The sequence below is a fragment of the Nonomuraea sp. NPDC049486 genome, from assembly GCF_040676925.1.
Lineage (GTDB): Bacteria > Actinomycetota > Actinomycetes > Streptosporangiales > Streptosporangiaceae > Nonomuraea > Nonomuraea ferruginea.
This window is the reverse complement of record NZ_JBFAPV010000001.1, coordinates 787,371-812,305: the sequence shown is the minus strand read 5'-3', so window position 1 is coordinate 812,305 and position 24,935 is coordinate 787,371. Positions and strand designations below refer to the sequence as shown.

Sequence of the window (24,935 nt, the reverse complement as noted above, 5' to 3'; positions counted from 1 at the left end):
GAGCCGCTAGGGTGGACTCTCATGCGGCTGGTCATCGCGCGATGCAGCGTCGACTACATCGGACGGCTCACGGCACATCTCCCGATGGCGCCGAGGCTCGTGCTCATCAAGGCGGACGGGAGCGTGTCGATCCATGCGGACGACCGCGCCTTCAAGCCGCTCAACTGGATGAACCCGCCGTGCAAGCTCAAGGAGGACGGCGAGACCTGGACCGTCACCCACGGCAAGACCGGCGAGAAGCTGGTCCTGACGATGGCCGAGATCCTCCACGACTCCTCCCACGAGCTGGGCGTCGACCCTGGGCTGATCAAGGACGGCGTCGAGGCCCACCTGCAGGAGCTGCTCGCCGAGCACATCACCACTCTCGGCGAGGGCTACACGCTCATCCGGCGTGAATACATGACGGCGATCGGCCCCGTCGACATCCTGTGCCGCGACGCCAAGAGCGCGACGGTGGCGGTCGAGATCAAGCGCCGTGGCGAGATCGACGGCGTCGAGCAGCTCACCCGCTACCTGGAGCTGCTCAACCGCGACCCGCTGCTGGCCCCGGTGCGCGGGGTGTTCGCCGCCCAGGAGATCAAGCCTCAGGCCAGGGTGCTGGCGGCCGACCGCGGCATCGAGTGCGTCACGCTCGACTACCAGGCGCTGCGCGGCATCGAGCCGGAGAACCCGACGCTCTTCTGAGCCACCGGCCCGCTAGTAAGCGACGGCTTACCGTTCTATGTTGGCGTCATGACGACGCTCACATTCGACTCCCTGAATCCCGCGACCGGAACGGTCGTCGCCAGTCACCCCAAGCACGACGCCGAGGCGGTGCGCGCGGCCGTCGCCCGGGCGCAGGAGGCCGCCGAGTGGTGGGAGGGGCTGGGACACGCGGGCCGCAGGCGCAGACTGCTCGACTACAAGGCGGTCGTCACGCGCGAGCTGCGGCAGCTGGCCGCGCTGGTGCACGAGGAGACGGGCAAGCCGGTCGCGGACGCCACGCTGGAGATCGTGCTGGCGATCACGCACATCGACTGGGCGGCCCGCAACGCGCGGAAGGTGCTGGGGCCGCGCCGGGTCTCCCCCGGGATGGTCGGCGCCAACCTGTCGGCCACGCTGGAGTACCTGCCGCTGGGCGTGGTCGGGGTCATCGGGCCGTGGAACTACCCGGTGTTCACCCCGATGGGGTCGATCGCGTACGCGCTCGCGGCGGGCAACGCGGTGGTGTTCAAGCCGAGCGAGTTCACGCCCGGGGTGGGGGTGCGGCTGGCGGAGCTGTTCGCGGAGGCGGTGCCGGAGCGGCCGGTGTTCCAGACGGTGACGGGGCTGGGCGAGACGGGCGCGGCCCTGGCGCGGGACCCCCGGGTGAAGAAGATCGCCTTCACCGGTTCGACGGCGACGGCCAAGCGGGTCATGGCGGCCTGCGCGGAGAACCTGACGCCGATGGTGGCGGAGTGCGGCGGCAAGGACGCGTTCATCGTCGACGCCGACGCCGACGTCGAGGCGGCGGCGGACGCGTGCCTGTGGGGCGCGCTGTCGAACGCCGGCCAGACGTGCGTGGGCGTGGAGCGGGTGTACGTGGTCGACGCCGTGTACGAGCCGTTCATGCGGGCGCTGTCGGAGCGGGCCGCCACGGTGAAGGCGGGCGAGCACTACGGGCCGATCACCATGCCGGGGCAGCTCGACATCATCAAGCGGCACATCGACGACGCCACCAAGTCCGGCAGGACGGTCGCGGGCGGGCCCGACTCGGTGCGGCCGCCGTACGTGGACCCGGTGATCGTGGAGGACGTGCCCGAGGACTCACCGGCGGTGCGCGAGGAGACGTTCGGGCCGACGATCACGGTGCGCCGCACCAAGGACGCTCAGGAGGCGCTGGAGCTGGCCAACGACACGGCGTACGGGCTGGCCGGCACGGTGTTCTCCGGGAACCGGCGCAGGGCGATGGCGCTGGCGCGCGCGATGCGCACCGGGATGGCGTCCGTCAACTCGGTCATCTCGTTCGCGAGCGTGGCCTCGCTGCCGTTCGGCGGTACGGGCGACTCCGGTTTCGGTCGTATCCACGGCGCCGACGGGCTGCGCGAGTTCGCCCGCGCCAAGGCCATCGCGCGGCAGCGCTTCCCGGTGCCCGGAATGCGGCTGACCTCGTTCTCCCGGCAGCCTGACGAGCTTGAGCGGCTGATCAGACTTGTCACGTTCTTGCACGGACGACGTAAGAGGTAAACTGCCCGCCCTTTCCACAATCCGATCATCCATCCATAATTGTGTGCTCGGGGGCCACGATCATGTTGGACGGGTGGAATGTGAACCGGTCTTACCGGGGGATGTCAGCGGAACAAAGGCTGGCCGACAGACGCGAGCGGCTGATGACAGCCGCCTACACGCTATACGCGAAGCCTGGTTTCGCGGCCACGACGATCGAAAGGCTGTGCTCCGAGGCGCGGATCTCCAACCGCGCCTTCTATGAATGTTTCGGCGGCCGGGAGGAACTCTTACAGGCGTTGCACGAGCGCTGCGTCGAAGAAAGCCTCGCCGTGGTGGCGAAGGCCGTGCAGGACGCGCCCGACACGCTGGACGGCCGGATCAGGGCGGGAATTCGGGCCTATATCGAGTTCACCACCGCCGACTGGCGCAGGGCCCGGATCATGCATGTGGAGGTGCGCAGATCCGGCGATGTGCTGATGATGTCGCGGCAGCGCGCCATCGACTCCTTCGCCGGGCTCGTGGAGGAAGCCTGGGCCGATTTCCCGCAGGCGCCGGGGGTGAATCGGCGGCTGGTGGCGCTGGGGGTAATTGGCGGGCTTCAGGAGCTGCTCATCGAATGGCTGCTGGCCGACCGGCCGCCGGAGCTCGACGAACTCGTGGGCGTGGCCGTGCATCTCTTCCTGCGTGCACTGACGCCGTAACGCCGCAATTTGGCCCGCCGTATTCAACGTTTGAATGCGGCGAAATACGGATTCACGCCACCGCGGCGGTGTGCGCTTCGACGTGGAGGACCCGGTTCAGCCGGGTCACCGCCAGGATCCGCATGATCCGCGGCGGCACCGCGCGCAGCACCACGCGGCGGTCTATGTCGAGCGCGAGCCTGTGCGTGCCCACGAGCACGCCGAGGCCGGTGGCGTCGATCATCTCCAGTTCGGAAAGGTCGAGGATCAGGTCGCCGGCGCCGGACTCGACCGCCTCGTGCAGGCGTTCGCGCACTCCCGCCGACGTGCCCGCGTCGAGCCGGGCGCCGAGCCGCACCACCTGACCCTTGGGATTGCCCCGGACGCGCATGCCACCTCCTCCATGGGGATATATGCCCCCCTACCCACGTACGGGCAAGGACACGACAGCGGTGAGCAGAAACCCCCCGTCGCCGTCGGGCCCGGCGGTGAGCTCGCCGCCCACGGCGGCCACCCGCTCCTCCAGCCCCAGCAGCCCGCTACCGGTCCCCGCACCGTCCAGCGCGCCGGCGCCGTCGTTGTGCACGCGCAGCTCCGCCTCGTCCTCGGTGAACCGCAGGAGGAGGTCGCAGCGGGTGGCGGTGCTGTGCTTGAGCACGTTGGTCACCGCCTCGCGCACCACGTAGGCGAACACCGGCGCCACCTCGCCCGGCAGGTCACGATAGGGCAGCCGGGTGTGGCAGGCGATGCCCGCCGCTTCGAGCACGTCTTTCACGCTATTCAGCTCGGCGGTCAAGTCAAGCTCGCGGTAGCCGCGCACGGCCTGCCGCAGCTCGCGCAGCGCCGTCCTGGTGAGCTCGTTGACCTCGGCCATCTGCGACCTGGCCGCCGCCGGGTCCTGGTCCGAGAGCCGCACCGCGAGCCCCGCCTTGACCGCGATCGCGGACAGCCGGTGCCCCACGAGGTCGTGCAGGTCCCTGGAGAAGCGCAGCCGCTCCTCGGCCAGGGCCAGGCGGGTGTGCGCCTCCCTGCCCTCGTGCGCCTGGATGGTCAGCGTCAGCAACCACATCCACACCCGGTTCGTGGGAGGGAAGGCGGCGCAGAACACCCCGTACATGAGGGCCAGGTACAGCAGGTTCCGGCCCGCGCTCCAGTCGCCGCCCAGCAGATGGCCCGGATCGCTCAGGTAGGTGACGTAGGCCAGTCCCACGCCCGTGACGAACGTGCCCACCGCCATCAGGATGGCCACCCTGGACGGCACCTCCAGCGAGGCCACCGCCAGCCAGGCGATCAGGACGAAGCCGAAGGACATCGGGTCCGCACCGCCGACGGCAGCCGTCACGACGGCCGTCGCCCCGGCCACCGCCACCTCACGGACGGGGTAACGGCGCTCGGTCAGCGCCGCGGAGATACGCAGGTAGACCCAGGTGAAACCAGCAATCAAGATCATCGCGGGCACGGTGCGGGCCCAGGAAAGCGGCTCCCCGTTGAGCGCCGACAAGACCACGCGGGTGCCGGTGAACAGCCACAGGAAGCCCACCAGAGTCGCCAGCATCCACCAGGTCTTGCGTCGCGCCCGGTCGATCTCGTTCATTACTTCGCGCGCAGCACTTCGCCGAGTTTCACCCTGGCCCCGGTACGCAGGACGGCGCGCTCGTACACCTTGGCCCCGAAGGCCAGGATGGCCAGCACCGCCAGCACCATGAGCCCGGCGGACGCGGCGACCTCCCAGAGGGGCACCTCGGTGGCCGCCATCCGCACCGGCATCACCATCGAGGAGAACGGCGGGACGAACGAGACGATCGTGGCGAGGGTGCCGGTGGGGTCGGTGGTCGCGTAGAAGGCCACGAAGTAGGCCGCCATGATGAGCATGGTCATCGGCGACATCACGTTGCCGACCTCCTCCTGGCGCGACACCAGAGAGGCCAGCGCGGCGCCCAGCGTGGCGAAGAACGCGTAGCCGAGCACGAACCAGACGAGGACCCCGGCCACGATGCCCGTCATGCCCGGCGGGAAGTCGGCGGCGAACCCGGAGGCGAACGAGGCGCCGATGCCGGCCACCAGGATCGCGCCGAGGTTGATCAGCCCGAGCACGCCCAGACCGATGACCTTGCCGCCGAGGAGCTGCCACGGGCGCACCGAGCTGAGCAGGATCTCCACGATCCGGCTGCCCTTCTCCTCCACCACGCCCATGGCGACCATCATGACCTGTCCGAGGATGAGCATGAACAGCACCAGCACCAGCACCACGGCGATGCCGGTCCTGGCCGCCTGGTAGCGGGTGTCCGCGCCGACGGACTCCATCTGCAGGGGCGCGATCTGCACCCCGGCCGCGCCCAGCTTCGCCTCGCGGTGCGTGCTCTGCAGGAGGACGCCCAGCTCGGTCTCGATCTGCCCGTCGGTGAACACCTTGGCCCCGTCGACCAGCACCGCGTCCACGTCCCCGTCGAGCACGGCCCGCGTGGCCGCGGCCTCGTCGGGGAAGCTGCGCCACTCGAACTCGATGTCCGGCGCCGCCGCTTCCAGCGGCAGCTGCTGCGAGTTCACGGTGCCGATCGTGTACGAGTCAGGACGGTCGAACAGCTTGGGCGCGAACGCCAGCGCTCCCACCACCACGACGGTGACCAGCAGGCTGATGACGAACGACCGGGTCCGTATCTGCGTCGTGATCTCCCGCCGCGCGACCAGCATCATCCCGTTCACGCCACGGCCTCCTTGAAGATCTCGGTGAGGGTCGGCTGCTCGACCCCGAAGTGCTCGACGTGTCCCGCCTTGATGGCCCGGCGCAGGATGTCCTGGTCGTCGCCGTCCTCGGTGACCAGCACGTGCCGGTTGCCCTGCACGTTGACCTGACCCGGCAGGCCGTCCGCCCACCCGGGAGCCGGGTCGCGGACCACGACCCGCAGCATGCCGCCCTCGGCGGCGCGCAGCTCGTCGACCGTGCCGCTGGCCACCATCCGGCCCGCGGAGACGATGCCCACGGAGTCGCACAGCCGCTCCACCAGTTCGAGCTGGTGGCTGGAGAAGATCACCGGCACCCCGCCGCGGCACCGCTCCTGCAGCACCGTGGCCAGCGCGTCGACCGCGATCGGGTCGAGACCGGAGAACGGCTCGTCCAGGATCAGCAGCTCGGGGTCGTGCACGAGCGCCACCGCGAGCTGGACGCGCTGCTGGTTGCCCAGCGACAACGACTCCACGCTGGAGTTCCTGCGGTCCGTCAGGCTGAGCCGCTCCAGCAGATCCTCGGTGGCCTTCTTCGCCTTGGCCTGGCTCATCCCGTGCAGCCGGCCGAAGTACTCGATCTGCTCGCCCGCGCGCATCTTCTGGTAGAGGCCGCGCTCCTCCGGCATGTAGCCGAAGCGCTGGCGGTCGGCGTGCGTCATGGGCTCGCCGCGCCAGCTCACGGTGCCGGCGTCGGCCTTGAGCACGCCCATGACGATCCGCATGGTCGTCGACTTGCCCGCGCCGTTCGCGCCCACGAACCCGAACATCTCACCCGGCCGGACGGTGAAGCCGATCCCGTCCAGGGCCTGCTTTCCCTCGGGCGCCCCGGGGCCTCCGGCGAAGCGCTTGCGCAGCCCGCTTATCTCGAGCATCAGGTCCTCTCCTTCGTCATGGATAGATCGTGGCGCGTGCGGCATTCGCCTGGTAGTCGTGGAAATCAGCGGCCTGGGGTGTGATCCGCGTCCGTTCCGGATGACATTTGTCATTACGCTGAGCACATGACGCGCGCAGACAAGGACAAACCGGTCGTCCTCTCCCGTATCTACACCCGCACGGGGGACGACGGCACCACCACGCTCGGCGACATGAGCCGGACTTCGAAGACCAATCCGCGGCTGGCCGCCTACGCGGACGTGGAGGAGGCCAACGCCCATCTCGGGCTGGCCCTGGCGCACGACACCCTGCCCGGCGACCTCGTACCGGTGCTGCGGCGCGTCCAGAACGAGCTGTTCGACCTCGGGGCCGACCTGTCCAGCCCGATCACCGAGAATCCCGAGTTCCCGCCGCTACGGGTCGAGCAGTCGTACATCGACTGGCTGGAGGAGCAGTGTGACCTCTTCAACGAGCGGCTCAAGCCGCTGCGCAGCTTCATCCTGCCGGGCGGCGACCCCGCCACCGCCGCGCTCCACCTGGCGCGCGTGACCGTCCGCCGCGCCGAGCGCACCACGTGGGCGGCGCTGCACGAGCACGAGGACATGAACCCGCTGACCGCCACCTACCTCAACCGGCTGTCGGACCTGCTCTTCATCCTGTGCAGGATCGCCCACGACGGCGACGAGATCCTCTGGAAGCCCGGCGGCACCCGCTAGCCGGTCAGGCGACGTCGAGATAGGCGCTCGGCGGCGCCGACTCCAGCCAGGCCAGGAAACCGGTCAGGGCGTCGGCGCTCATCGCCAGCGAGACGTCACGGGTAGAGCCGGAGCAGTCGACGGCGTACAGCCCGTTGTCGAGCTCTCTGCGCCCGGAAACGACGAGGCCGCGCCTCGCGATCGCGTGGCGCGGCCTCAGTCGCACACCCAGGAGCGGGATCCAGTGGAGTTCTCCGTCGGCATAGCGTGCCACTCCGGCACGCCACCCCCCGTCGCCCGCCTTCAGGCGGCACGGTACGTTGCCGCGGCGGGCCACCATGAACACCCGCGCGCCCACCAGGGCGGCGGCCAGCAGCGCGCAGATCACCAACGTTGCCACCATGCCGCCCCCCAAAGGCTCGTGTAAGTCAGACCTCTTCGCCCGCCGCGCGCAGCCGTGCCCGAGCCCGCTTGGCCTCGAGCGCCGCGTCGGCGTCTTCCTGGTTGGCCTCGACAGAGGCCTGCGCGCGGTCGAGAGCGTCACGGGCCGCGGCGACGTCGACCTCGGAACCGAGCTCGGCCGCCTCCGCGAGCACCGAGACCTCGTCGTCGGCCACGGAGATGAAGCCCCCGTGAACCGCGGCGACCAGGTCGGACTCACCCTCCCGCTTCACGCGCAGCACGCCGCCCTCGACGAGGACGCCGAGCACGGGTGCGTGTTGCGGCATGATACCGATCTCGCCGTCCACGGTCTTGGCAATCACCATGTCGGCCTCGCCCGACCAGATCTCACGCTCGGGTGAGACAACCCCTACGCGTAGCTTAGCCACTGGTGTAGGTTCCTTTCCGATCAGGTGGTGGCACGGCCGGCCGCCGCGCCACCACCATAAGAGGGCGGTTTAGCGGCTCTCGAGTTCCTTGGCCTTGGCCACGGCCTGGTCGATGCCACCGACCATGAAGAACGCCTGCTCGGGCAGGTGGTCGTACTCGCCCGCGCACAGCCCCTTGAACGAGGCGATGGTCTCGTCCAGCGGCACGGTCTCGCCCGGCTGGCCGGTGAAGGCCTCGGCCGCGTACATCGGGTGCGACAGGAAGCGCTCGATGCGGCGGGCCCGCTGGACGGTGACCTTGTCCTCCTCGGAGAGCTCGTCGATGCCGAGGATGGCGATGATGTCCTGGAGCTCGCGGTACTTCTGCAGGATCCGCTTGGTCTCCTGGGCCACCCGGTAGTGCTCCTCGCCCACGATCTGCGGGTCGAGGATCCGGGAGGAGGAGTCGAGCGGGTCCACCGCCGGGTAGATGCCCTTCTCCGAGATCGGCCGCGAGAGCACGGTCTGCGCGTCGAGGTGCGCGAACGCGTTGTGCGGAGCCGGGTCGGTGATGTCGTCCGCGGGCACGTAGATCGCCTGCATGGAGGTGATCGAGTGACCACGCGTCGAGGTGATGCGCTCCTGGAGCACACCCATCTCGTCGGCCAGCGTCGGCTGGTAACCCACCGCGGACGGCATGCGGCCGAGCAGCGTGGAGACCTCGGAACCGGCCTGCGTGAAGCGGAAGATGTTGTCGATGAACAGCAGCACGTCCTGCTTCTGCACATCGCGGAAGTACTCCGCCATGGTCAGCGCGGACAGCGCCACCCGCAGCCGGGTGCCCGGCGGCTCGTCCATCTGGCCGAAGACGAGCGCGGTGTCCTTGAGGACGTCCGCCTCCTCCATCTCCAGCCAGAGGTCGTTGCCCTCACGGGTGCGCTCGCCGACCCCGGCGAAGCACGAGGTGCCGCCGAAGTTACGGGCGACGCGGCGGATCATCTCCTGGATCAGAACGGTCTTGCCGACGCCCGCGCCGCCGAACAGACCGATCTTCCCACCCTGCACGTACGGGGTGAGCAGGTCGATGACCTTGATGCCGGTGACCAGCAGCTCGGTGCGGGACTCGAGCTGGTCGAAGGGCGGCGACGGCCGGTGGATGCCCCACCGCTCCTCGATCTTGAGCGACGAGGTCGGCACGTCGAGCGTCTCGCCCAGCGCGTTCCACACGTGGCCCTTGACGACGTCGCCGACGGGCACCGAGATCGGGCCGCCGGTGTCGGTCACCGCCTGGCCACGGACCAGGCCGTCGGTCGGCTGCATGGAGATGGCCCGGACGAGGTTGTCGCCCAGGTGCTGGGCCACCTCGAGGGTCAGGGTCCTGGTCTCGCCGCCGAGGGTCACGTCGACCTTGAGCGCGTTATAGATCTCCGGCATCGTCTCGACGGAGAACTCCACGTCGACGACGGCGCCGGTGACACGTGCCACGCGGCCAGTGCCGGCCGCGGGGGTTTCTACAGTTTCAACAGCCTCTGCAGTCATTTCACTCTTTCCCCGCTGCGGCGTCAGCGAGCGCGTTGGCGCCACCGACGATCTCGCTGATTTCCTGGGTGATCTCGGCCTGGCGAGCCTGGTTCATCTGCTGGGTGAGAATCCGCATCAGCTCGTTGGCGTTGTCGGTCGCGGACTTCATCGCGCGCCGCCTCGCGGCCTCCTCGGAGGCCGCCGACTGCAGCAGCGCGGTGAAGATGCGGGACTCCACGTAGCGCGGCAGCAGCGACTCCAGCACGTCGCCGGCGGTCGGCTCGAACTCGAAGTACGGCGGGATCACGGTGGCTTCCGTCGCCTCGGTCACCTCGACCTCGAGCGGCAGGATCCGCCGGACCACGACGTTCTGCGTGAGCATCGAGACGAACTGCGTCGAGACGATGTGGATCTCGTCGATCCCGTTGTCGTCCTTGAACGAGTCGATCAGCGTGGTCGCGATCTCCTTGGCGTCGGCGTACGACGGGTTCCTGGAGAAACCGGTCCACTGACCGCCCATCTCGCGCTGGCGGAAGGTGTGCCAGGTGACTCCCTTGGTCCCGCTGACGAACGGGATGTACTGCATCCCGCGGCCCTCGATGAGCCCGCGCAGCGCTTCGGCCTCACGCAGCACGTTGGCGTTGAAGCCGCCGCAGAAGCCGCTGTCGCTGGTGACGATGAGGACGCCCGCCTTGGCGGGGTTCTCCTTCGCCACGGTCAGCGGATGGTCGACGCTGGCCGCGTTGCTGACGACGCCGGTGACGGCGCGAGTGATCTCGCGCTCGTACGGCAGCGCCGCCTGCATCCGTTGCTGCGCCCGCACGATCCGTGAGGAGGCGATGAGCTCCTGGGCGCGCGTGATCTTCGCGGTCGACTTGACCGAGTTGATCCGCCGCCGCAGCAGCCTTAGCTGGGCACCCATGTGCTACTTCCCCGTCGCCGGACGGACGACCTTCTTGATCTTCTCCTGGCCGACCTCGTCCGCCTCGAGCGGCGCCACCGGCTCGTCCTTCACCAGCAGCTCGCCCGAAGAGGTGGTGAAGCCCTTCTTGAACTCCGAGATGGCGTCCTTGAGAGCGGTCGCCGCGTCGTCCGGCAGCTCCTTGGTCTCACGGATGCCGTCGAAGATGCCCTTGTGCGAGGAGGCCAGGTAGTCGAGGAACTCCGACTCGAAGCGGCGGACGTCCTCGACCGGCACCTCGTCGAGCTCACCGGTCGTGCCGGCCCACACCGACACCACCTGACGCTCGACCGGGAACGGTGAGTACTGCGGCTGCTTGAGCAGCTCGACCAGACGCTGACCGCGGTCGAGCTGGGCCCGAGAGGCGGCGTCGAGGTCGGAGGCGAAGGCCGCGAAGGCCTCCAGGTCGCGGTACTGCGACAGGGAGAGCTTGAGCGTGCCGGCCACCTTGCGCATGGCCTTGACCTGGGCCGAACCGCCGACTCGGGAGACGGAGATACCGACGTTGATCGCGGGACGGACGCCCGCGTTGAACAGGTCGGTCTCCAGGAAGCACTGGCCGTCGGTGATGGAGATGACGTTGGTCGGGATGAACGCCGACACGTCGTTGCCCTTGGTCTCGATGATCGGCAGACCGGTCATCGAGCCCGCGCCCATGTCGTTGGAGAGCTTGGCGCAGCGCTCCAGCAGGCGGGAGTGGAGGTAGAAGACGTCACCGGGGAACGCCTCGCGGCCCGGCGGGCGGCGCAGCAGCAGCGAGACCGCGCGGTAGGCGTCGGCCTGCTTGGTGAGGTCGTCGAAGATGATGAGGACGTGCTTGCCCTGGTACATCCAGTGCTGGCCGATGGCCGAACCGGCGTAGGGGGCGATGTACTTGTAACCCGCGGGGTCGGAGGCCGGGGCGGCGACGATGGTCGTGTAGTCCATCGCGCCCGCCTCCTCAAGGCGGGAACGCACCTGCGCGATCGTCGAGCCCTTCTGACCGACGGCGACGTAGACGCAGCGCACCTGGCGCTCCGGGTCGCCCGACAGCCAGCCCTCGCGCTGGTTGAGGATCGTGTCGACGGCGATCGCGGTCTTGCCGGTGCCGCGGTCGCCGATGATCAGCTGACGCTGGCCGCGGCCGATCGGGGTCATCGCGTCGATCGCCTTGATGCCGGTCTGCAGCGGCTCCTTCACGGGCTGCCGCTGGACGACCGACGGGGCCTGCAGCTCCAGGGCGCGCAGCTCCTCGTGCTCGATCGCGCCCTTGCCGTCGAGCGGCTTGCCCAGGGGGTCGACGACGCGGCCGAGGAAGTTGTCGCCGACGGGCACGGACAGGACCTCGCCCGTCCTGCGGACCGTCTGGCCCTCCTCGATGCCGGCGAACTCGCCGAGGATAACGACACCGATCTCGCGCGGGTCGAGGTTAAGTGCCAGGCCGCGCGTACCGTTCTCGAACTCGAGCAGCTCGTTCGCCATCGCCGAGGGAAGGCCGGAGACATGGGCGATGCCGTCGCCGGCGTCGACGACGGTCCCGATCTCCTCGCGCGCGGCGCCTTCCGGTTCGTACGCCTGGACGAAGCGCTCAAGCGCGTCCCGGATCTCGTCCGGCCGGATCGTAAGCTCCGCCATCTCTACTCTGTCTCCCTATTCGCCTAGCCGGCCAACCGGCGGCGGACTTCTTCGATTCGTCCCACAATGGTGGTGTCGATGATCTCGTCGCCGATGCGGACCGAGAACCCACCGAGCACTCGCTTGTCCACCTCGACGTTCAGGTGCACGTCACGGCCGTAGGAGGAGCGCAGCCACGTGATGAGACGCTGCCTCTGCTCCTCGGTCAGCTCGACCGCGCTGCGGACCACGGCGACCAGGCGCCGGCTCTGCTGAGCCACCAGCCGGCCGAACTCCTCCAGCCCTGTCTCCAGGCTACGTCCTCGTGGATGTACCACAACCTGCGTGATGAGCCGCATCGTGCTGGGCGCGACCTTGCCTTCGAGCAAGGACCGCAGCAGCTCGCGCTTGCCCTCCGCCGGGGCGCCGGCGTCGCTGAGCGCGCGGCGCAGCGACGGGTTGGCGGCGACGATGCGGCCGAAGCGGAAGAGCTCGTCCTCCACGTCGTCGAGCCGCCGCTGGCTCTCCGCCTCGGCGGCGGCCGCGACCACGCCGAGCCGCTCGATCACGTCGGCCAGGTCGCCGACGCGCGACCACCGGGCCGAGACCGCGGCCTCGGTGGTGGCGACCGCCGACTCGCTGACCTTGCCCTCCAGCAGCACGCGCACGCTCTGCGCCTTCTGCTCGGCGGGCCTCGCCGGGTCGGACAGCGCCCGGCGCAGGCCGTGCTCGCGGTCGAGCAGATCCGCGACCGCGAACAGCTCGTCGGAGAGCGTGCCGAGGTCAGCGCTGCCCGCGACCGCGTTGAAGCGCTCCTCGACCTCTGCCAGCGAGGTTCTGCTCATGCCGCGCATTAGCGCACCGCCTGCGCGTTGGAGCTCTCCAGCTCGTCGAGGAACCGGTCGACGATGCGGCTCTGCCGGGCCTCGTCCGTCAGCGACTCGCCGACGATGCGGCCGGCCAGGTCGGTCGACAGACGGCCGATCTCGGTGCGGAGCTGGGCGAACGCCGCCTGGCGGTCGGCCTCGATCTGGGCGTGTGCGGCCTCGACGAGGCGACGGGCCTCGGCCTGCGCCTCCTCGCGGAGCTCCGCCTTGATCAGCGCGGCCTGCTCGCGAGCTTCCTCGCGGAGCCTGGCCGCCTCGCGCCGCGCCTCTTCGAGCCGCTCGGCGTACTGCTGCTGCAGGGCCTGGGCCTGAGCCTGGGCCTCCTCCGCCCTCTTGATGCCGCCCTCGATGGCGTCGGTGCGCTCGGCCAGCGTCTTCTGGATGCGCGGGACGAGCATCTTGCCGACGACGAGAACGACGACGAAGAACGAGAAGATGCCGACGACGAGCTCGTAAGTGTGCGGCATGAGGGGGTTGGCACCCTCCTCCGCCGCCACTGTGAGGAGCGTAGCTGCCATGTTCATGGGTGCAGCCTTTCGTCAGGGGATGCTTCTGGCCGTCAGAGAGCCTGGAAGATGAACGGCGCGACCAGACCGATCAGGGCGAGGGCCTCGGTGAGGACGAAGCCGAGGAGCATGTTCTGGCGGATCAGGCCGTAGGCCTCGGGCTGGCGGGCGATGGCCTGCACGCCCTGACCGAAGATGATGCCGACGCCGATGCCGGGGCCGATGGCGGCGAGACCGTAACCGATGGCGGTGACGTTGCCGGAGACCTCAGCGAGAAGACCCATTGCTCTTATTCCTTTACTGGACGGCCGGTGAAGTGGAGTCTCACCGGTCATGGATATTCCGGTATGGGGTTCAGTGCTCCGCGTGCAGCGAGCCACCGATGTACATCGCGGCCAGCATCGCGAAGAGGAATGCCTGCAGGAACTGGATGAACATCTCGAAGCCGGTGAGGATGATGGTCATCACCACGCCGAGGACACCGATGGTGGAGCCCGGCAGGGTCAGCTTCTCGAAGAGGAACCAGAAACCCACCATGCTGAAGAAGGCGAGCAGCATGTGGCCCGCGAACATGTTCGCGAACAGTCGCACGGCGTGCGTGAACGGCGCGATGATCATGTTCGAGAGGAACTCGATCGGGGCCAGCAGTAGATAGATCGGCTTCGGCAGCCCCGGCGGGAACATCATGTTCTTGAAGTAGCCGATGCCACCCTGGTGCTTGACGCCCAGGTAGATCTTCAGGACGTAGATCGAGAGCGCCAGCACGAACGGGAAGGCGATGTGCGAGGCGACCGGGAACTGGAGGAAGGGGATGACGCCCATGAGATTCCAGACCAGCACCAGGAAGAAGACGCTGACGAGCAGGCCCATCCACCGGTCGGTGTCCTTGCCCAGGAAGGGCCGGGCGACCTGGTCACGAACGAACATGTAGCCATATTCGGTGACGTTCTGGATGCCCCGGGGGACGAGTTTCGGCTTGGCGAAGGCCGCCCAGCACACGCCGATCACGATGATCGAGCTGAGAATGGCGAGCAGGACCGGCTTGGTGAACCAGGCGACCCCGGGAATGATGGGGGGCAGGTCGAACAGCTCGCCAGGCGTCGGCGCACCGAACTCACCCGGTGGTGCCGCTAGGACCGTCAGCGCACTCACGCGGCGTTCCCTTCAACGTCGTAGTGGATCACAGGAATTTCCTCGGCGAAGCGGTCGCGGCGTGGGGCTAGCGACCGTGCCGTCGGTAGACCGCGTAGCCGGCCAGCACCAGCCCCAGGACGATGCCTATGGGGAAGAACGCGGACAGGTCGAGCCAACGGTCCAGCAACCAGCCGATGCCGCCGTAGACCGCCATCCCGGCGAGAAGATAGCTGGGGACTGACCACATGGCGTCGGCGAAGTCGCGACCGTCTGTCTCCGGTCGGCGTTCCTGTTCGCTCATCGCGGCCCTGACGATAGCAGGCGGGCAGAGGACTAGTCATATCGGACCCCGTGTTTTACCAGGCTCATCAGTCGCCGTGCCCGGGGACCTTGGCGTCGGGGTCGACGTACAGCATCTTGGTCTTGAGGAAGGCGCGGACCTCGAAGGCCGTCCACACGATCGTGCCGACCACCACGGTCCAGGCGAAAGCCTGCGAGTTCCACAGCGTGGTGTCGCCGAAGGTGGCCAGCATCAGCATGATGACGATGACCTTCACGAGGTAGCTGCCCATCGCGGCGATGGCCATCAGCTGGGGCGAGACGCGGGCCGCGTACGACACGGCCACCACGCTGACGCTGAAGAAGACCATCACCAGGAGCACGCCGATGGCCGCGCCGAGCGCTCCTTTGCCACCGGCCAGGATGGTGGCCGCGGCCAGCGCGACGACTCCGACCCCGAGGGTGGGAAGCGCGGCGCTTTTCAGTACGCGCACGTCGTTGGCCTGCATCGGTGCTCCATCGCGAGTTATCAAGCGAGCGTTTGCTACCTCCAGAACACGAAAATCTGGAGGCCCTGCTCGTGAAAGATATCACAAGCTCACGGAAGGCTGCTTTTACCTGCCGTTTCTAGTTCGCGATCACGATCGGCCCGGATAGATGGGAATGACCGAGTTCGGATCGGTGCTCGGCCGCTCCCGCGGCGGGCCGGGCGGCGGCACCGGCCGCCGGAACTCGGCGTCGGGCCGGACCGGCGGCATCGGGCCGGTGGGCGGGCCGTCGTCGTCGTCGCTCGACGGCTTGCCCCGCGAGGTGTGCGCGCCGCCTCTGCCCCGCCAGCGCGGCAGCGCCATCAGCACCAGCACGCCCAGGGCCAGCAGGATGACCACCGGGAACGCCAGCACCGGCACCGTGACCACGGACATCGCGAAGATGCCGAACGCGAACAGGAACGTCCACGCGTACATGATCATCACGGACTGCCGGTGGGAGTGGCCGATGTCCATCAGCCGGTGGTGCAGGTGACCGCGGTCGGGCGCGAACGGCGACATCCCGTAGGAGGTGCGGCGCACCACGGCCGTTATCAGATCGATGAGCGGGAGCACCAGGACCGCGGCCGGCACCAGCAGGGGCAGCAGCACGCCGAACCGGTTGATGCCCTCGATGACCGACGGGTCCACCGGCATCACGGTGACGAGCGACGAGGCCAGCACCAGCCCGATCAGCATCGCGCCGGTGTCGCCCATGAAGATCTTGGCCGGGTGGAAGTTGTGCGGCAGGAAGCCGATGCAGGCCCCGATGAGCACGGCGGAGATGGCGGCGGTGGTGGTGATGCGGTCACCGCTGATGTTCTGCCCGAGGTAGATGGAGTAGGCCCAGGTCGCCATGGCGGCGATGCACACGATGCCGGCCGCGAGCCCGTCGAGCCCGTCGACGAAGTTGACCGCGTTGATCGCCACCACCACCACGAGGATCGTGATGATCGCGCTCAGCGTGTAGTCGAGGCTGGTGGAGCCGCCCCAGTCCTTCGGCAGCGGGATGTAGGTCAGTCTCAGCTCGAAGTGGACCAGCACCCCGGCGGCGGCGATCTGCCCGGCCAGCTTGATGAAGGGGTCCATCCCCCACCAGTCGTCCAGGAAGCCGGTCACCGTGATCAGGCCGCCCGCCAGGATCAGGGCCACGACCGGCTCGGCGGCGGTGCCGGCCAGCGCCTTGCCGGTGTTGGTCAGCTGGGCGGCCACCAGCAGCCCGACGACCAGACCCCCGTACATCGCCAGGCCGCCCAGCCGGGGCGTGGGCGTGGTGTGCACGTCACGATCACGGATCTCGGGGGCCGCGCCGATGCGGATGGCGAAGCGGCGCACCAGAGGGACCAGCAGATAGGTCACCGCTGCCGCGATGAGCGCCATGAACAGGTATTCGCGCACGGACCTAGTTTCCCGGATGCTCCGGCCGGCTGTGACCGGAAAACGACACAGACCAGCTTATTATTGGTCCATATAAGGCTGATGTATGCCCAGCAGCGCCGTCACCTTGTCCCTGACGTCCGCGGCCGACTCCTGGTCGCGCACCGCGCGGGCCACCAGCGCCCCGACCTCCCGCAGATCCCGGGGCTCCAGGCCCTGGGTGGTGACGCACGGCGTGCCGACCCGGACGCCCGAGGTCACGCGCGGCGGTTCGGGGTCGTACGGTATCGCGTTCCGGTTGAGGGTGATGCCGGCCGCGGCGCACCTGAGCTCGGCCTCGGCGCCGGTGACGCCCAGCCCGCGCACGTCGATCAGCGCCAGGTGGGTGTCCGTGCCGCCGGTGACCGGCCGCATGCCCGCCTCCGCCAGCGCCTCGCTCAGCGCCCGCGCGTTGGCGATCACCTGCCGGGCGTAGCCGGCGAACTCCGGCCGCAGCGCCTCCCCGAACGCCACCGCCTTGGCCGCCACCGCGTGCATCATCGGCCCGCCCTGCGTGAACGGGAACACCGCCCGGTCGATCCGCGCGGCCAGCTCGGCGGTGCACAGGATGCCGCCGCCGCGCGGTCCGCGCAGCGTCTTGTGGGTGGTGAAGGTGACGACGTCCGCCTCCGGGACCGGGGACGGGATGGCGCGGGCCGCGATCAGCCCCATCGGGTGCGCCACGTCCGCCATCAGCCACGCCCCCACCTCGTCGGCGATCCCCCGGAACACCCCGAAGTCGATCAGCCGCGGATAGGCGGTCGCCCCGCACACGATGAGCTTGGGCTGGTGCCGCAGCGCCAGGTCCCTGACCTCGTCGTAATCGATCAGCTCCGTGTCGCGCCGCACCCCGTACGAGGCCACGTCGAACCACCGGCCGGAGAAGTTGGCCCGCGAGCCGTGCGTGAGATGGCCGCCGTGCGGCAACGCCATGGCCAGCATCCGGTCACCCGGCTGCAGCAGCGCAGCGTAGGCGGCCAGGTTGGCGGACGCGCCCGAATGCGGCTGCACGTTGGCGTGCTCGGCGCCGAACAGCTCGCGCGCCCGCTTGACGGCCAGCCGCTCGGCCCGGTCGACGACCTCGCACCCGCCGTAGTAGCGGCCGCCCGGGTAGCCCTCCGCGTACTTGTTGCTCAGCGTGGAGCCGAGGGCGGCCAGCACGGCGGGTGAGGCGAAGTTCTCGCTGGCGATGAGCTGGAGGCCGCCGCGCACCCGCTCGACCTCGTCGAGCAGCAGCGCGGCCACCTCCGGGTCCCGCTCCTCCAGGAGCCCGAAGCCCGGACCGTAGAAGGGTCCTGCGCCCATGACCCCCACTGTACGGCGGCGTACCCCTTTGCCCTAGTTTGGCATTCCTTCTCAGGAGAAGGCGTGCGGCGCCCCCGCCGGAGCCGGGATCCACCGGGGCGTGTCGGCGGCCTCGTCGCTGATGGCCGTGAGCACGGCCTGACGGTAGAGGCCGAGCCTGGTGCGCCACTGGCCGATGTCCTCGACGTAGCGCGAGCCCACCGGGGCGTCCCAGGTCTGCGGGCTCCTGGCCTTGGCGTAGGGCTTGTCCAGGGCCTTGGACAGCTTGTCGAGCAGGGGCAGGGCCTCCTGCCATGCGGTGACCAGCCGCTGGTACTCAGGGTTGAACTCCCACACCCGCGGCTGCTCGTCGAGCGGACCGGTCGCGGTGGCGGGCGGCATCTCCCCCAGCTCACGGGGCCGCGGCGCGGGCGGATCCACGTACATCAGGCACTCCTCCCATCGTCATCGCCTCGCCGCGGACCACCGGGCTCGATCTGCCCCGGCGGACCGTCGGCCCCCGGGCCCCACTCCCCCTCCGCCACCCCGACGGACGGCATCTCCATGGGCGGAACGCCCGCGGCCCGCGCGATGAGCTCCCGCAACTCCTCCTCACTCGGCGCCGCACCCTCCCCCGCCACCACACCCGGCCGCAAACCCTCGCCGTACGAGCCCGCGCCCTCGGTACGTGAGCCCTCTCCGTACGAGACAACGCCGTCACGGGCTAACCCCTCGCCGTACGAGACGCTGCCGCCGGTACGTGAACCCTCGCCGTACGAGACCGCGCTCTCGGGTCGCGAGCCCTCGCCGTACGAGACAACGTCGTCACGGCTCAAGCCTTGCCCGTACGAGACCGCGCCCTCGGTACGTGAACCCTCTCCATACGAGACACCACCGTCCGGACGCGAGCCCTGGCCGTGCGAGACCGCATCGTCACGACGGGAGCCTGCGTCGTACGAGACCGCGCCCTCGGTACGCGAACCGTCGCCGGACGAGACGGCGCCGTCAGGCGGCGGAGCGCTGGCGCTCACAGCGGCCGTGGCGGCGTCATCGGGGGGTGGGGTGGGTGGAACGACCAGCCCGGCGTCGCCACCCCTTGAGGGGGCATCCTGGCCGGTCCCAGGCGTGTCGGGCGTCGCGCGTCCCTGGTCGGGCGTCGTGCGCCCCTCGTCAGGCGTCGTACGTTCTTGATCGGGCGTGGCGCGTCCCTCGTCGGGCGTGGCGCGTCCCTGATCTGGCGTCGTCCGTCCCTCGTCGGGCGTCGCGCGTCCCTGATCCGGTGGGCGGGTGTCCTGGGAGGTGCCGTCGTCGCAGGGGCCGCCGACGGAGGGCGTGTCGGCCGGCTGGACCTGGTCGAGGTTCTCCAGGAGACTCTCCAGCTCCTTCGCGGTGGGCGGGTCGATGGGCACCTGGACCACCTTGACCCCGTCGATCTCGACGACCTTTGGCCTGCCGGTCTCGATGTCGTCCGGGTGATCCTTACGGGGGGTGTCGGCGATGCCCTGGGTGTTTCCGTCCCGCTGTCCACCGGCATCAGGCTTCTGGGTCCCGGGCTCACCATCGCACGCCCCGTCCCGTCGGCCATCCTCCCCGGGCTTCGTCTCGGACCGGTCCGCGTCCGGCTTCTCCTGGCCTATCGCGTCCGGCTTCTCGCCTGTATCCGCGTCGGGCTTCTCACCACGAGCGTCGGCATCCGGCTTCTCCTCAGGAGTACCGACGTCGGGCTTGTCCTCTCGTCCCGGGACGCCGTCGTCACACTTCCCGTCCTCACCGGGCTTGGCCTCAGGCCGATCCGCATCCGGCTTCTCACCGCGGGCATCGGCGTCCGGCTTCTCCTCAGGAGTACCGACATCGGGCTTCTCACCGCGAGCGTCGGCGTCTGGCTTCTCCTCGGGGGTACCGGTAACGGGCTTGTCCTCTCGGGCCGTGGCGCCGTCGTCACACTTCCCGTCCTCACCGGGCTTGGCCTCGGGCCGATCCACATCCGGTTTCTCACCACGAGCGTCGGCGTCCGGCTTCTCCTCAGGCGTACCCGCGTCAGGCTTGCCCCCATCCGGCTTCTCGCCCCGCGCATCCGCGTCCGGCTTCTCGCCGCGGCTGTCAGCGTCCGGCTTGCCCCCATCGGGCTTGTCGCCCCGCGCGTCCGCGTCCGGCTTGCCCCCATCGGGTTTCCCGTCCCGCACGTTCCCGTCCGGCTTCCCGTCGCGGGCGTCCGTGTCTGGGTTGGATTTGTCGGGCTTCTGGTCAGTGCCTGGTTTGTCGGTGGGAGGATCCGTGCGGCGGGAGTCGCCAGAAGGGGACTCGCCGGCGGCGCGCTTCTCAAGGAGGTCCAGCCGGGCGGAGACGTCCTTGACCATCCGGTCCGCGGAGTCCGCCACCTGGACGGGCCGATGGGTGGTCTGGGTCGCGAGGCCCGCCCTGGACATGATCTGCGAGACGCGCCCCTCCACCTCGCGCAGCTCGACGGCCGCCTGTTTCGTCTCCGCCAGCAGCTCGCGGACCAGCTGGGGATCCATGCCGTCGAACTTGCCCATGGGCCACTCCCGGACGTCGCTAGCTCCCGGGCCCACCGTATTCTCGCCACCACCCACCGCGCAGGCGGGATAAGCAGACGGTATCGGTCAGCCGTCGGTCGCGACGTACCCGATGATGCCGCGCAGCTTCTCGACCGGGATGGCGCCGCGGCGCAGGAGCCGGGGCACGGCGGTGGTCAGGTCGAGGATCGACGACGGGGTGTTGTCGGTGGTCTTGCCGCCGTCGAGGTAGACCGCGACCGAGTCGCCGAGCTGCTCCTCCGCCTCCGCCGCGGTGGCGGCGGCCGCCATGCCCGAGCGGTTGGCGCTGGAGACGGCCATCGGGCCGGTCTCCTTGAGCAGGTCGAGCGCCACCGGGTGGAGCGGCATGCGCAGCGCGACCGTGCCCTTGGTGTCGCCGAGGTCCCACGACAGGGCGCGGTTCGCCTTGCAGACGATGGTCAGCGGCCCCGGCCAGAACGCGTCGATCAGGTCCTGCCCGTACGGTCCGAGGTCCTCGACGAGCGCGTTGGCCGCCCGTACGGTGCCGACGAGGACGGGCGGCGGCATGTCGCGGCCGCGGCCCTTGGCGTCCAGCAGCGCGGTGACGGCGGCGGGGGTGAAGGCGTCGGCGCCGATCCCGTACACCGTGTCGGTGGGCAGCACGACGAGCTCGCCGCGCCGGACGGCGGCGGCCGCCTCTCGCAGGCCCTCGGCCCGCTGTTCGAGATCGCTGCAGTCAAAGCGCTTTGTCACGGTCTCATTGCCTCACTCCGCTCGCGAGCGGCGCTCTACGAGGCCTCCTCCTTCCGTCATGTTCGGCGTCGTCCGGAGAAGGCCGCGCCGCTTCGCGTGCATCCTAGTCCTGGCCCAGCCTGGCGGTGACGAATCGGTCTCTGCGGGTGAGATCCTGCCGTAGCCGTACGTCACGCCAGCCGTTGTCTTCCGAGAACTGCAGGTAGACATCCCTGCCCTGCTCGTCGGCGTGCTCGACGGCGACCCAGCCGCCGGGGCGCAGCAGGCGCCGCGCGGTGAGCTCGACCGCCCGCACCTCGCCGAGCCCGTCGTCGCCGGTGCCGTAGAGGGCGCGTACCGGGTCGTAGTCGCGCACCTCGGGGTCGCGCGGCACCGCGCCGGGCGGGATGTACGGCGGGTTGGAGATGACCAGGTCGACCCTGCCGTTCAGCTCGGGCAGGGCGGCGGCGAGGTCCTCGGGGTGCAGGTGGGTGCGGCCCTGGCCGTGCTCGGAGATGTTGCGCTTGGCCCAGGTGTAGGCGTCGGGGTCGACCTCCACGGCGTGCACCTCGGACAGCGCCACCTCCTGGGCGATCGACAGGGCGATCGCGCCCGAGCCGGTGCCGAGGTCGACGACGAGCGGCGCGGTCACGTCCATCTCGCGCAGCGTCTCGATCGCCCAGCCGGTCATCACCTCGGTCTCGGGGCGCGGCACGAAGACCCCCGGCCCGACCTCCAGGTCGAGGTAGCGGAAGTAGGCGCGGCCGGTGATGTGCTGGAGCGGCTCGCGGGCCTCACGCCGCGCGACGCCCTCCCAGAACAGCGCGTCGAAGTCGGCGTCCTTCACGGCGTGCAGTTGGCTCCTGCGCACGCCGTGGACGAACGCCGCGATCTCCTCGGCGTCGGTGCGCGGTGACGGCACACCCGCCTCCGCCAGCCGGGCGGTGGCGAGGGCGATCTCGTCCAGCAGAAATGTCATGAGTGTTGTGCGAGCTTCTCCGCCATCTCGGCGTCGATGAGGGACTGGGTGACGGCGTTGAGCTCACCGTCGAGAACCTGGTCGAGGTTATACGCCTTGAAGCCGACGCGGTGGTCGGAGATGCGGTTTTCCGGGAAGTTGTACGTGCGGACCCGCTCGGAGCGGTCGACGGTGCGCACCTGCGACTTGCGTTCGGCCTGCGCGGCGGCGTCGGCCTGCTCCTGCGCCACGGCCAGCAGCCGGGCGCGCAGGATGCGCAGCGCCGACTCCTTGTTCTGCAGCTGGCTCTTCTCGTTCTGGCAGGAGACGACCACCCCGGTCGGCAGGTGGGTGATGCGGACAGCCGAGTCGGTGGTGTTGACGCTCTGCCCGCCGGGGCCGCTGGAGCGGTAGACGTCGATGCGCAGGTCGTTGGGGTCGATCTGGACCTCGACCTCCTCGGCCTCCGGGTAGACGAGCACGCCGGCGGCGCTGGTGTGGATGCGGCCCTGCGACTCGGTGACGGGCACCCGCTGCACGCGGTGGACGCCGCCTTCGAACTTGAGCCTGGACCACACGCCCTCGTCGCCCTTGGCCTTGATCGCGACCGTGACGTCCTTGTAGCCGCCCAGGTCGGACGGCTGACTGTCGATGATCTCGGTCTTCCAGCCGATCCGCTCGGCGTAGCGGAGGTACATGCGCAGCAGGTCGCCGGCGAACAGCGCGGACTCCTCACCGCCCTCGCCCGCCTTGATCTCCATGATGATGTCCTTGTCATCGTTGGGATCGCGCGGGATCAGCAGGTGTTTGAGCCGTTCTTCGAGCTTGGGGATGCGCTCCTCGATCTCCGCCGCCTCGGCCGCGAACCCCTCGTCCTCGCCCGCCAGCTCCCTGGCCGCGGTCAGGTCGTCGCGGGCCGTCTCCAGCTCGCGGTAGGTGGCGACGATGGGGGTGAGCTGGGAGTAGCGCCTGCCGAGCGTGCGGGCCCTGCTCTGGTCGGCGTGCACGGCGGGGTCGGCGAGCTGCAGCTCCAGCTCGGAGTATTCCTTGAGCAACTCGTCGAGGTTCACCGTCGGGTCCTTCGTGTGTGGGCTGTGTTCGAACCAAGAACGCCGGCCCGCCGCACGGTCGTGCGTCGGGCCGGCGTCGGTGAAGCTACTTGCCCGAGGCCTTCTTGCCGAAGCGCTTCTCGAAACGCGCCACCCGGCCGCCGGTGTCGAGGATCTTCTGCTTGCCGGTGTAGAAGGGGTGGCAGGCAGAGCAGACGTCGGCGTGGATCACGCCGTTCTTGGCGGTGCTGCGGGTGGTGAACGTGTTGCCGCAGGAGCAGGTCACCTGCGTCACGTGATAGTCAGGGTGGATGTCGCGCTTCATGGCTGTCCTTTCGGGTGCGGTCGCCGGGTCGCCAGACAAGGTGCGACGGAGCGCAGGGGCGGGAGCCGGTACCGCGAAAATCGGTCAGCTACCAGTGTGCCAGATCCTTCAACCGTCCAGCGCCGCCAGGCATTCCACCCGATCTTGATGACGACCCGCGCCGCCGGTCACACTAGGCTCCCGCACATCATCGACCGGACGGGGGACGTCATCAGATGACAGGCAGGGCACGGTCGCTGCTCGCGGCCGCCACGGGGGCGGCGCTGCTCCTCACGGGCACGGGGGTGCCGTCCGCGCAGGCCGGCACGCGGTACGAGCGGGTCTCCACGGTGCCGGACTTCACGGGGGAGGTCCAGGCGGTCGCGTACGTGCCCGCCCACGCCGACGCGGAGGCCAGGGCGACGCTCAAACTGAAGGACCCGGACACGGTCGAGCGCGTCACCGGCTGGATCCTGCCGCCGGGCAAGCAGCGGCGCCGGGTCACGTTCGACCTCAGGCCCGGCTCGGCCACCGTCACCGGGAAGTGGACCGTCGCCCCCGGCGACCCGGCGGGCGCGTGGCGGCTGACCGCCGAGGTCACGCGCGGCGGCGCCCCGCGGGCCAACGACCTCACCGTGCAGGTCGCCGCCAGGCAGGCCATCACCGGGGCGACGGTCAGCCCCTCCCCCGTCAAGCTGGTCAGGGGCAAGGACGTCAAGGTGAGCGTCGAGGTCAAGGTCAAGGGCTCGGAGACGGTCACGGCCAAGCTGGTCGCCGAGAGCTCCACCGCCTACTACGACCTCGGCACCCTCGCCAGGGAGTCGAACGGCGTCCACCGCGGCGTCACGTACTTCGGCGACCACAGCCCGCCCGGCGAGTGGACGCTGCAGGTGCACGCCACCCGCGGCGGCGAGACGCTGAGGAGCCTGCTCTCCTTCACCGTCACGAAACCCGCCGCCGGCACCCCGGCCAAGGCCGGCGCCAGGGTCACCGTCGGCGTGCCGAAGAGAGTCGGCAAGGGCCGGTGGTTCCGCGTGCACGGCAAGGTGTACCGCGACGGCAGGCCGTACAAGCGCAAGAAGGTCCGCATCTCTTTCAAGGCCGTGGGCGCCGCGAAGTATCGCCTCGCCGGATACGCGACCACCAACTCCACCGGCCGCTACACCAGGTCCTTCAAGGCCGGCAGGGACGGCTACTACCAGGTGAAGTCGGCCGGCACGAGCAGGACCAGCGCCGCGCTGTCGCCGCAGCGGCTCGTGGACGTCCGCTAGAAACGGAACGGGCGGCGGGGTCGCCCCCG

At 69.6% G+C, this 24,935-nt stretch carries 28 protein-coding genes; 5 read left to right on the top strand and 23 right to left on the bottom strand.

What is annotated here, in order from left to right; genetic code table 11:
• Window positions 1-21 precede the first annotated feature (21 nt).
• The 3 genes from nucS (at window position 22) to AB0K05_RS03760 (ending at window position 2,888) form a co-directional block, all read left to right on the top strand.
• A complete protein-coding gene (gene nucS / locus AB0K05_RS03770) occupies window positions 22-684 on the top strand; it encodes an endonuclease NucS (RefSeq protein ID WP_148033900.1) in 663 nt (220 codons plus the stop codon).
• A gap of 48 nt (window positions 685-732) precedes the next feature.
• Window positions 733-2,205: an aldehyde dehydrogenase family protein gene (locus AB0K05_RS03765; RefSeq protein WP_364226361.1), complete on the top strand. Its 1,473-nt coding sequence runs from the start codon at window positions 733-735 to the stop codon at window positions 2,203-2,205.
• 143 nt (window positions 2,206-2,348) lie between these two features.
• Complete coding sequence (locus AB0K05_RS03760; protein ID WP_364226358.1) at window positions 2,349-2,888, top strand: TetR/AcrR family transcriptional regulator; 540 nt, start codon at window positions 2,349-2,351, stop codon at window positions 2,886-2,888.
• Window positions 2,889-2,940: 52 nt separating this feature from the next.
• Here AB0K05_RS03760 and AB0K05_RS03755 read toward each other — a convergent pair whose 3' ends face one another.
• Genes AB0K05_RS03755 through AB0K05_RS03740 form a run of 4 tightly spaced genes read right to left on the bottom strand, consistent with a single transcriptional unit; the run spans window position 2,941 to window position 6,463 of the window.
• The gene (locus tag AB0K05_RS03755) at window positions 2,941-3,258 is read right to left on the bottom strand and encodes an STAS domain-containing protein (protein WP_148033903.1); all 318 of its coding nucleotides are present in this window, start codon (window positions 3,256-3,258) and stop codon (window positions 2,941-2,943) included.
• A gap of 30 nt (window positions 3,259-3,288) precedes the next feature.
• Window positions 3,289-4,461: a sensor histidine kinase gene (locus tag AB0K05_RS03750; protein WP_364226354.1), complete on the bottom strand. Its 1,173-nt coding sequence runs from the start codon at window positions 4,459-4,461 to the stop codon at window positions 3,289-3,291.
• Window positions 4,461-5,561: an ABC transporter permease gene (locus AB0K05_RS03745; RefSeq protein WP_246641218.1), complete on the bottom strand. Its 1,101-nt coding sequence runs from the start codon at window positions 5,559-5,561 to the stop codon at window positions 4,461-4,463. Before AB0K05_RS03745 ends, AB0K05_RS03750 begins: the two co-directional genes overlap by 1 nt.
• A 5-nt stretch (window positions 5,562-5,566) precedes the next feature.
• Complete coding sequence (locus tag AB0K05_RS03740; RefSeq protein WP_364226351.1) at window positions 5,567-6,463, bottom strand: ATP-binding cassette domain-containing protein; 897 nt, start codon at window positions 6,461-6,463, stop codon at window positions 5,567-5,569.
• A gap of 126 nt (window positions 6,464-6,589) precedes the next feature.
• Between AB0K05_RS03740 and AB0K05_RS03735 the strand changes: the two genes are divergently transcribed.
• Window positions 6,590-7,180: a cob(I)yrinic acid a,c-diamide adenosyltransferase gene (locus AB0K05_RS03735; RefSeq protein ID WP_364226348.1), complete on the top strand. Its 591-nt coding sequence runs from the start codon at window positions 6,590-6,592 to the stop codon at window positions 7,178-7,180.
• 4 nt (window positions 7,181-7,184) lie between these two features.
• On the opposite strand, the gene AB0K05_RS03730 is transcribed toward AB0K05_RS03735, so the two are convergent.
• From AB0K05_RS03730 to rpmE, 19 genes are all read right to left on the bottom strand, one after another.
• Window positions 7,185-7,562, bottom strand: coding sequence for a DUF2550 domain-containing protein (locus tag AB0K05_RS03730; protein ID WP_148033908.1), 378 nt, complete (start codon window positions 7,560-7,562; stop codon window positions 7,185-7,187).
• 25 nt (window positions 7,563-7,587) lie between these two features.
• Window positions 7,588-7,989 carry a F0F1 ATP synthase subunit epsilon gene (locus AB0K05_RS03725; RefSeq protein ID WP_148033909.1) on the bottom strand — a complete coding sequence of 134 codons (402 nt, stop codon included), beginning with the start codon at window positions 7,987-7,989 and terminating at the stop codon, window positions 7,588-7,590.
• Between the two features lie 69 nt (window positions 7,990-8,058).
• Entirely contained in the window at window positions 8,059-9,507 is a 1,449-nt protein-coding gene (gene atpD, locus AB0K05_RS03720; protein ID WP_271279427.1) for a F0F1 ATP synthase subunit beta, read from the bottom strand.
• Window position 9,508: 1 nt separating this feature from the next.
• Complete coding sequence (locus tag AB0K05_RS03715) at window positions 9,509-10,411, bottom strand: F0F1 ATP synthase subunit gamma (RefSeq protein ID WP_148033911.1); 903 nt, start codon at window positions 10,409-10,411, stop codon at window positions 9,509-9,511.
• 3 nt (window positions 10,412-10,414) lie between these two features.
• Window positions 10,415-12,064, bottom strand: coding sequence for a F0F1 ATP synthase subunit alpha (gene atpA / locus AB0K05_RS03710; RefSeq protein WP_271280214.1), 1,650 nt, complete (start codon window positions 12,062-12,064; stop codon window positions 10,415-10,417).
• A gap of 23 nt (window positions 12,065-12,087) precedes the next feature.
• A complete protein-coding gene (locus AB0K05_RS03705) occupies window positions 12,088-12,897 on the bottom strand; it encodes a F0F1 ATP synthase subunit delta (RefSeq protein WP_271280215.1) in 810 nt (269 codons plus the stop codon).
• Window positions 12,897-13,454 (bottom strand): F0F1 ATP synthase subunit B, encoded by a 558-nt coding sequence (locus AB0K05_RS03700; protein ID WP_148033914.1) that lies wholly within the window; start codon window positions 13,452-13,454, stop codon window positions 12,897-12,899. The genes AB0K05_RS03705 and AB0K05_RS03700 overlap by 1 nt, the downstream gene beginning before the upstream one ends.
• A 35-nt stretch (window positions 13,455-13,489) precedes the next feature.
• Window positions 13,490-13,720 carry an ATP synthase F0 subunit C gene (gene atpE, locus AB0K05_RS03695; protein WP_148033915.1) on the bottom strand — a complete coding sequence of 77 codons (231 nt, stop codon included), beginning with the start codon at window positions 13,718-13,720 and terminating at the stop codon, window positions 13,490-13,492.
• A gap of 70 nt (window positions 13,721-13,790) precedes the next feature.
• Complete coding sequence (gene atpB / locus AB0K05_RS03690; protein WP_271280216.1) at window positions 13,791-14,588, bottom strand: F0F1 ATP synthase subunit A; 798 nt, start codon at window positions 14,586-14,588, stop codon at window positions 13,791-13,793.
• A 67-nt stretch (window positions 14,589-14,655) separates the two neighbouring features.
• Entirely contained in the window at window positions 14,656-14,871 is a 216-nt protein-coding gene (locus AB0K05_RS03685; RefSeq protein ID WP_187281350.1) for an AtpZ/AtpI family protein, read from the bottom strand.
• Between the two features lie 67 nt (window positions 14,872-14,938).
• The gene (locus AB0K05_RS03680) at window positions 14,939-15,358 is read right to left on the bottom strand and encodes a hypothetical protein (protein WP_148033917.1); all 420 of its coding nucleotides are present in this window, start codon (window positions 15,356-15,358) and stop codon (window positions 14,939-14,941) included.
• Window positions 15,359-15,487: 129 nt separating this feature from the next.
• Window positions 15,488-16,774 carry an MraY family glycosyltransferase gene (locus AB0K05_RS03675; RefSeq protein WP_219551051.1) on the bottom strand — a complete coding sequence of 429 codons (1,287 nt, stop codon included), beginning with the start codon at window positions 16,772-16,774 and terminating at the stop codon, window positions 15,488-15,490.
• A 60-nt stretch (window positions 16,775-16,834) separates the two neighbouring features.
• Window positions 16,835-18,097, bottom strand: a complete 1,263-nt coding sequence (gene glyA, locus AB0K05_RS03670; RefSeq protein ID WP_271280217.1) for a serine hydroxymethyltransferase — start codon at window positions 18,095-18,097, stop codon at window positions 16,835-16,837.
• 51 nt (window positions 18,098-18,148) lie between these two features.
• Window positions 18,149-18,523 (bottom strand): hypothetical protein, encoded by a 375-nt coding sequence (locus AB0K05_RS03665; protein ID WP_148033919.1) that lies wholly within the window; start codon window positions 18,521-18,523, stop codon window positions 18,149-18,151.
• Window positions 18,523-20,610, bottom strand: a complete 2,088-nt coding sequence (locus AB0K05_RS03660; protein WP_345482638.1) for a hypothetical protein — start codon at window positions 20,608-20,610, stop codon at window positions 18,523-18,525. The genes AB0K05_RS03665 and AB0K05_RS03660 overlap by 1 nt, the downstream gene beginning before the upstream one ends.
• Window positions 20,611-20,697: 87 nt before the next feature.
• Window positions 20,698-21,345: an L-threonylcarbamoyladenylate synthase gene (locus AB0K05_RS03655; protein WP_148033921.1), complete on the bottom strand. Its 648-nt coding sequence runs from the start codon at window positions 21,343-21,345 to the stop codon at window positions 20,698-20,700.
• Window positions 21,346-21,448: 103 nt separating this feature from the next.
• Window positions 21,449-22,303, bottom strand: coding sequence for a peptide chain release factor N(5)-glutamine methyltransferase (gene prmC, locus AB0K05_RS03650; protein ID WP_219551045.1), 855 nt, complete (start codon window positions 22,301-22,303; stop codon window positions 21,449-21,451).
• Window positions 22,300-23,352, bottom strand: coding sequence for a peptide chain release factor 1 (prfA, locus tag AB0K05_RS03645; protein ID WP_148033923.1), 1,053 nt, complete (start codon window positions 23,350-23,352; stop codon window positions 22,300-22,302). The genes prmC and prfA overlap by 4 nt, the downstream gene beginning before the upstream one ends.
• Window positions 23,353-23,437: 85 nt before the next feature.
• A complete protein-coding gene (gene rpmE / locus AB0K05_RS03640) occupies window positions 23,438-23,656 on the bottom strand; it encodes a 50S ribosomal protein L31 (RefSeq protein WP_148033924.1) in 219 nt (72 codons plus the stop codon).
• A gap of 215 nt (window positions 23,657-23,871) precedes the next feature.
• Here rpmE and AB0K05_RS03635 point away from each other — a divergent pair, with 215 nt between their 5' ends.
• Window positions 23,872-24,906: a hypothetical protein gene (locus AB0K05_RS03635; RefSeq protein ID WP_271275437.1), complete on the top strand. Its 1,035-nt coding sequence runs from the start codon at window positions 23,872-23,874 to the stop codon at window positions 24,904-24,906.
• The last annotated feature ends 29 nt before the right edge of the window (window positions 24,907-24,935 follow it).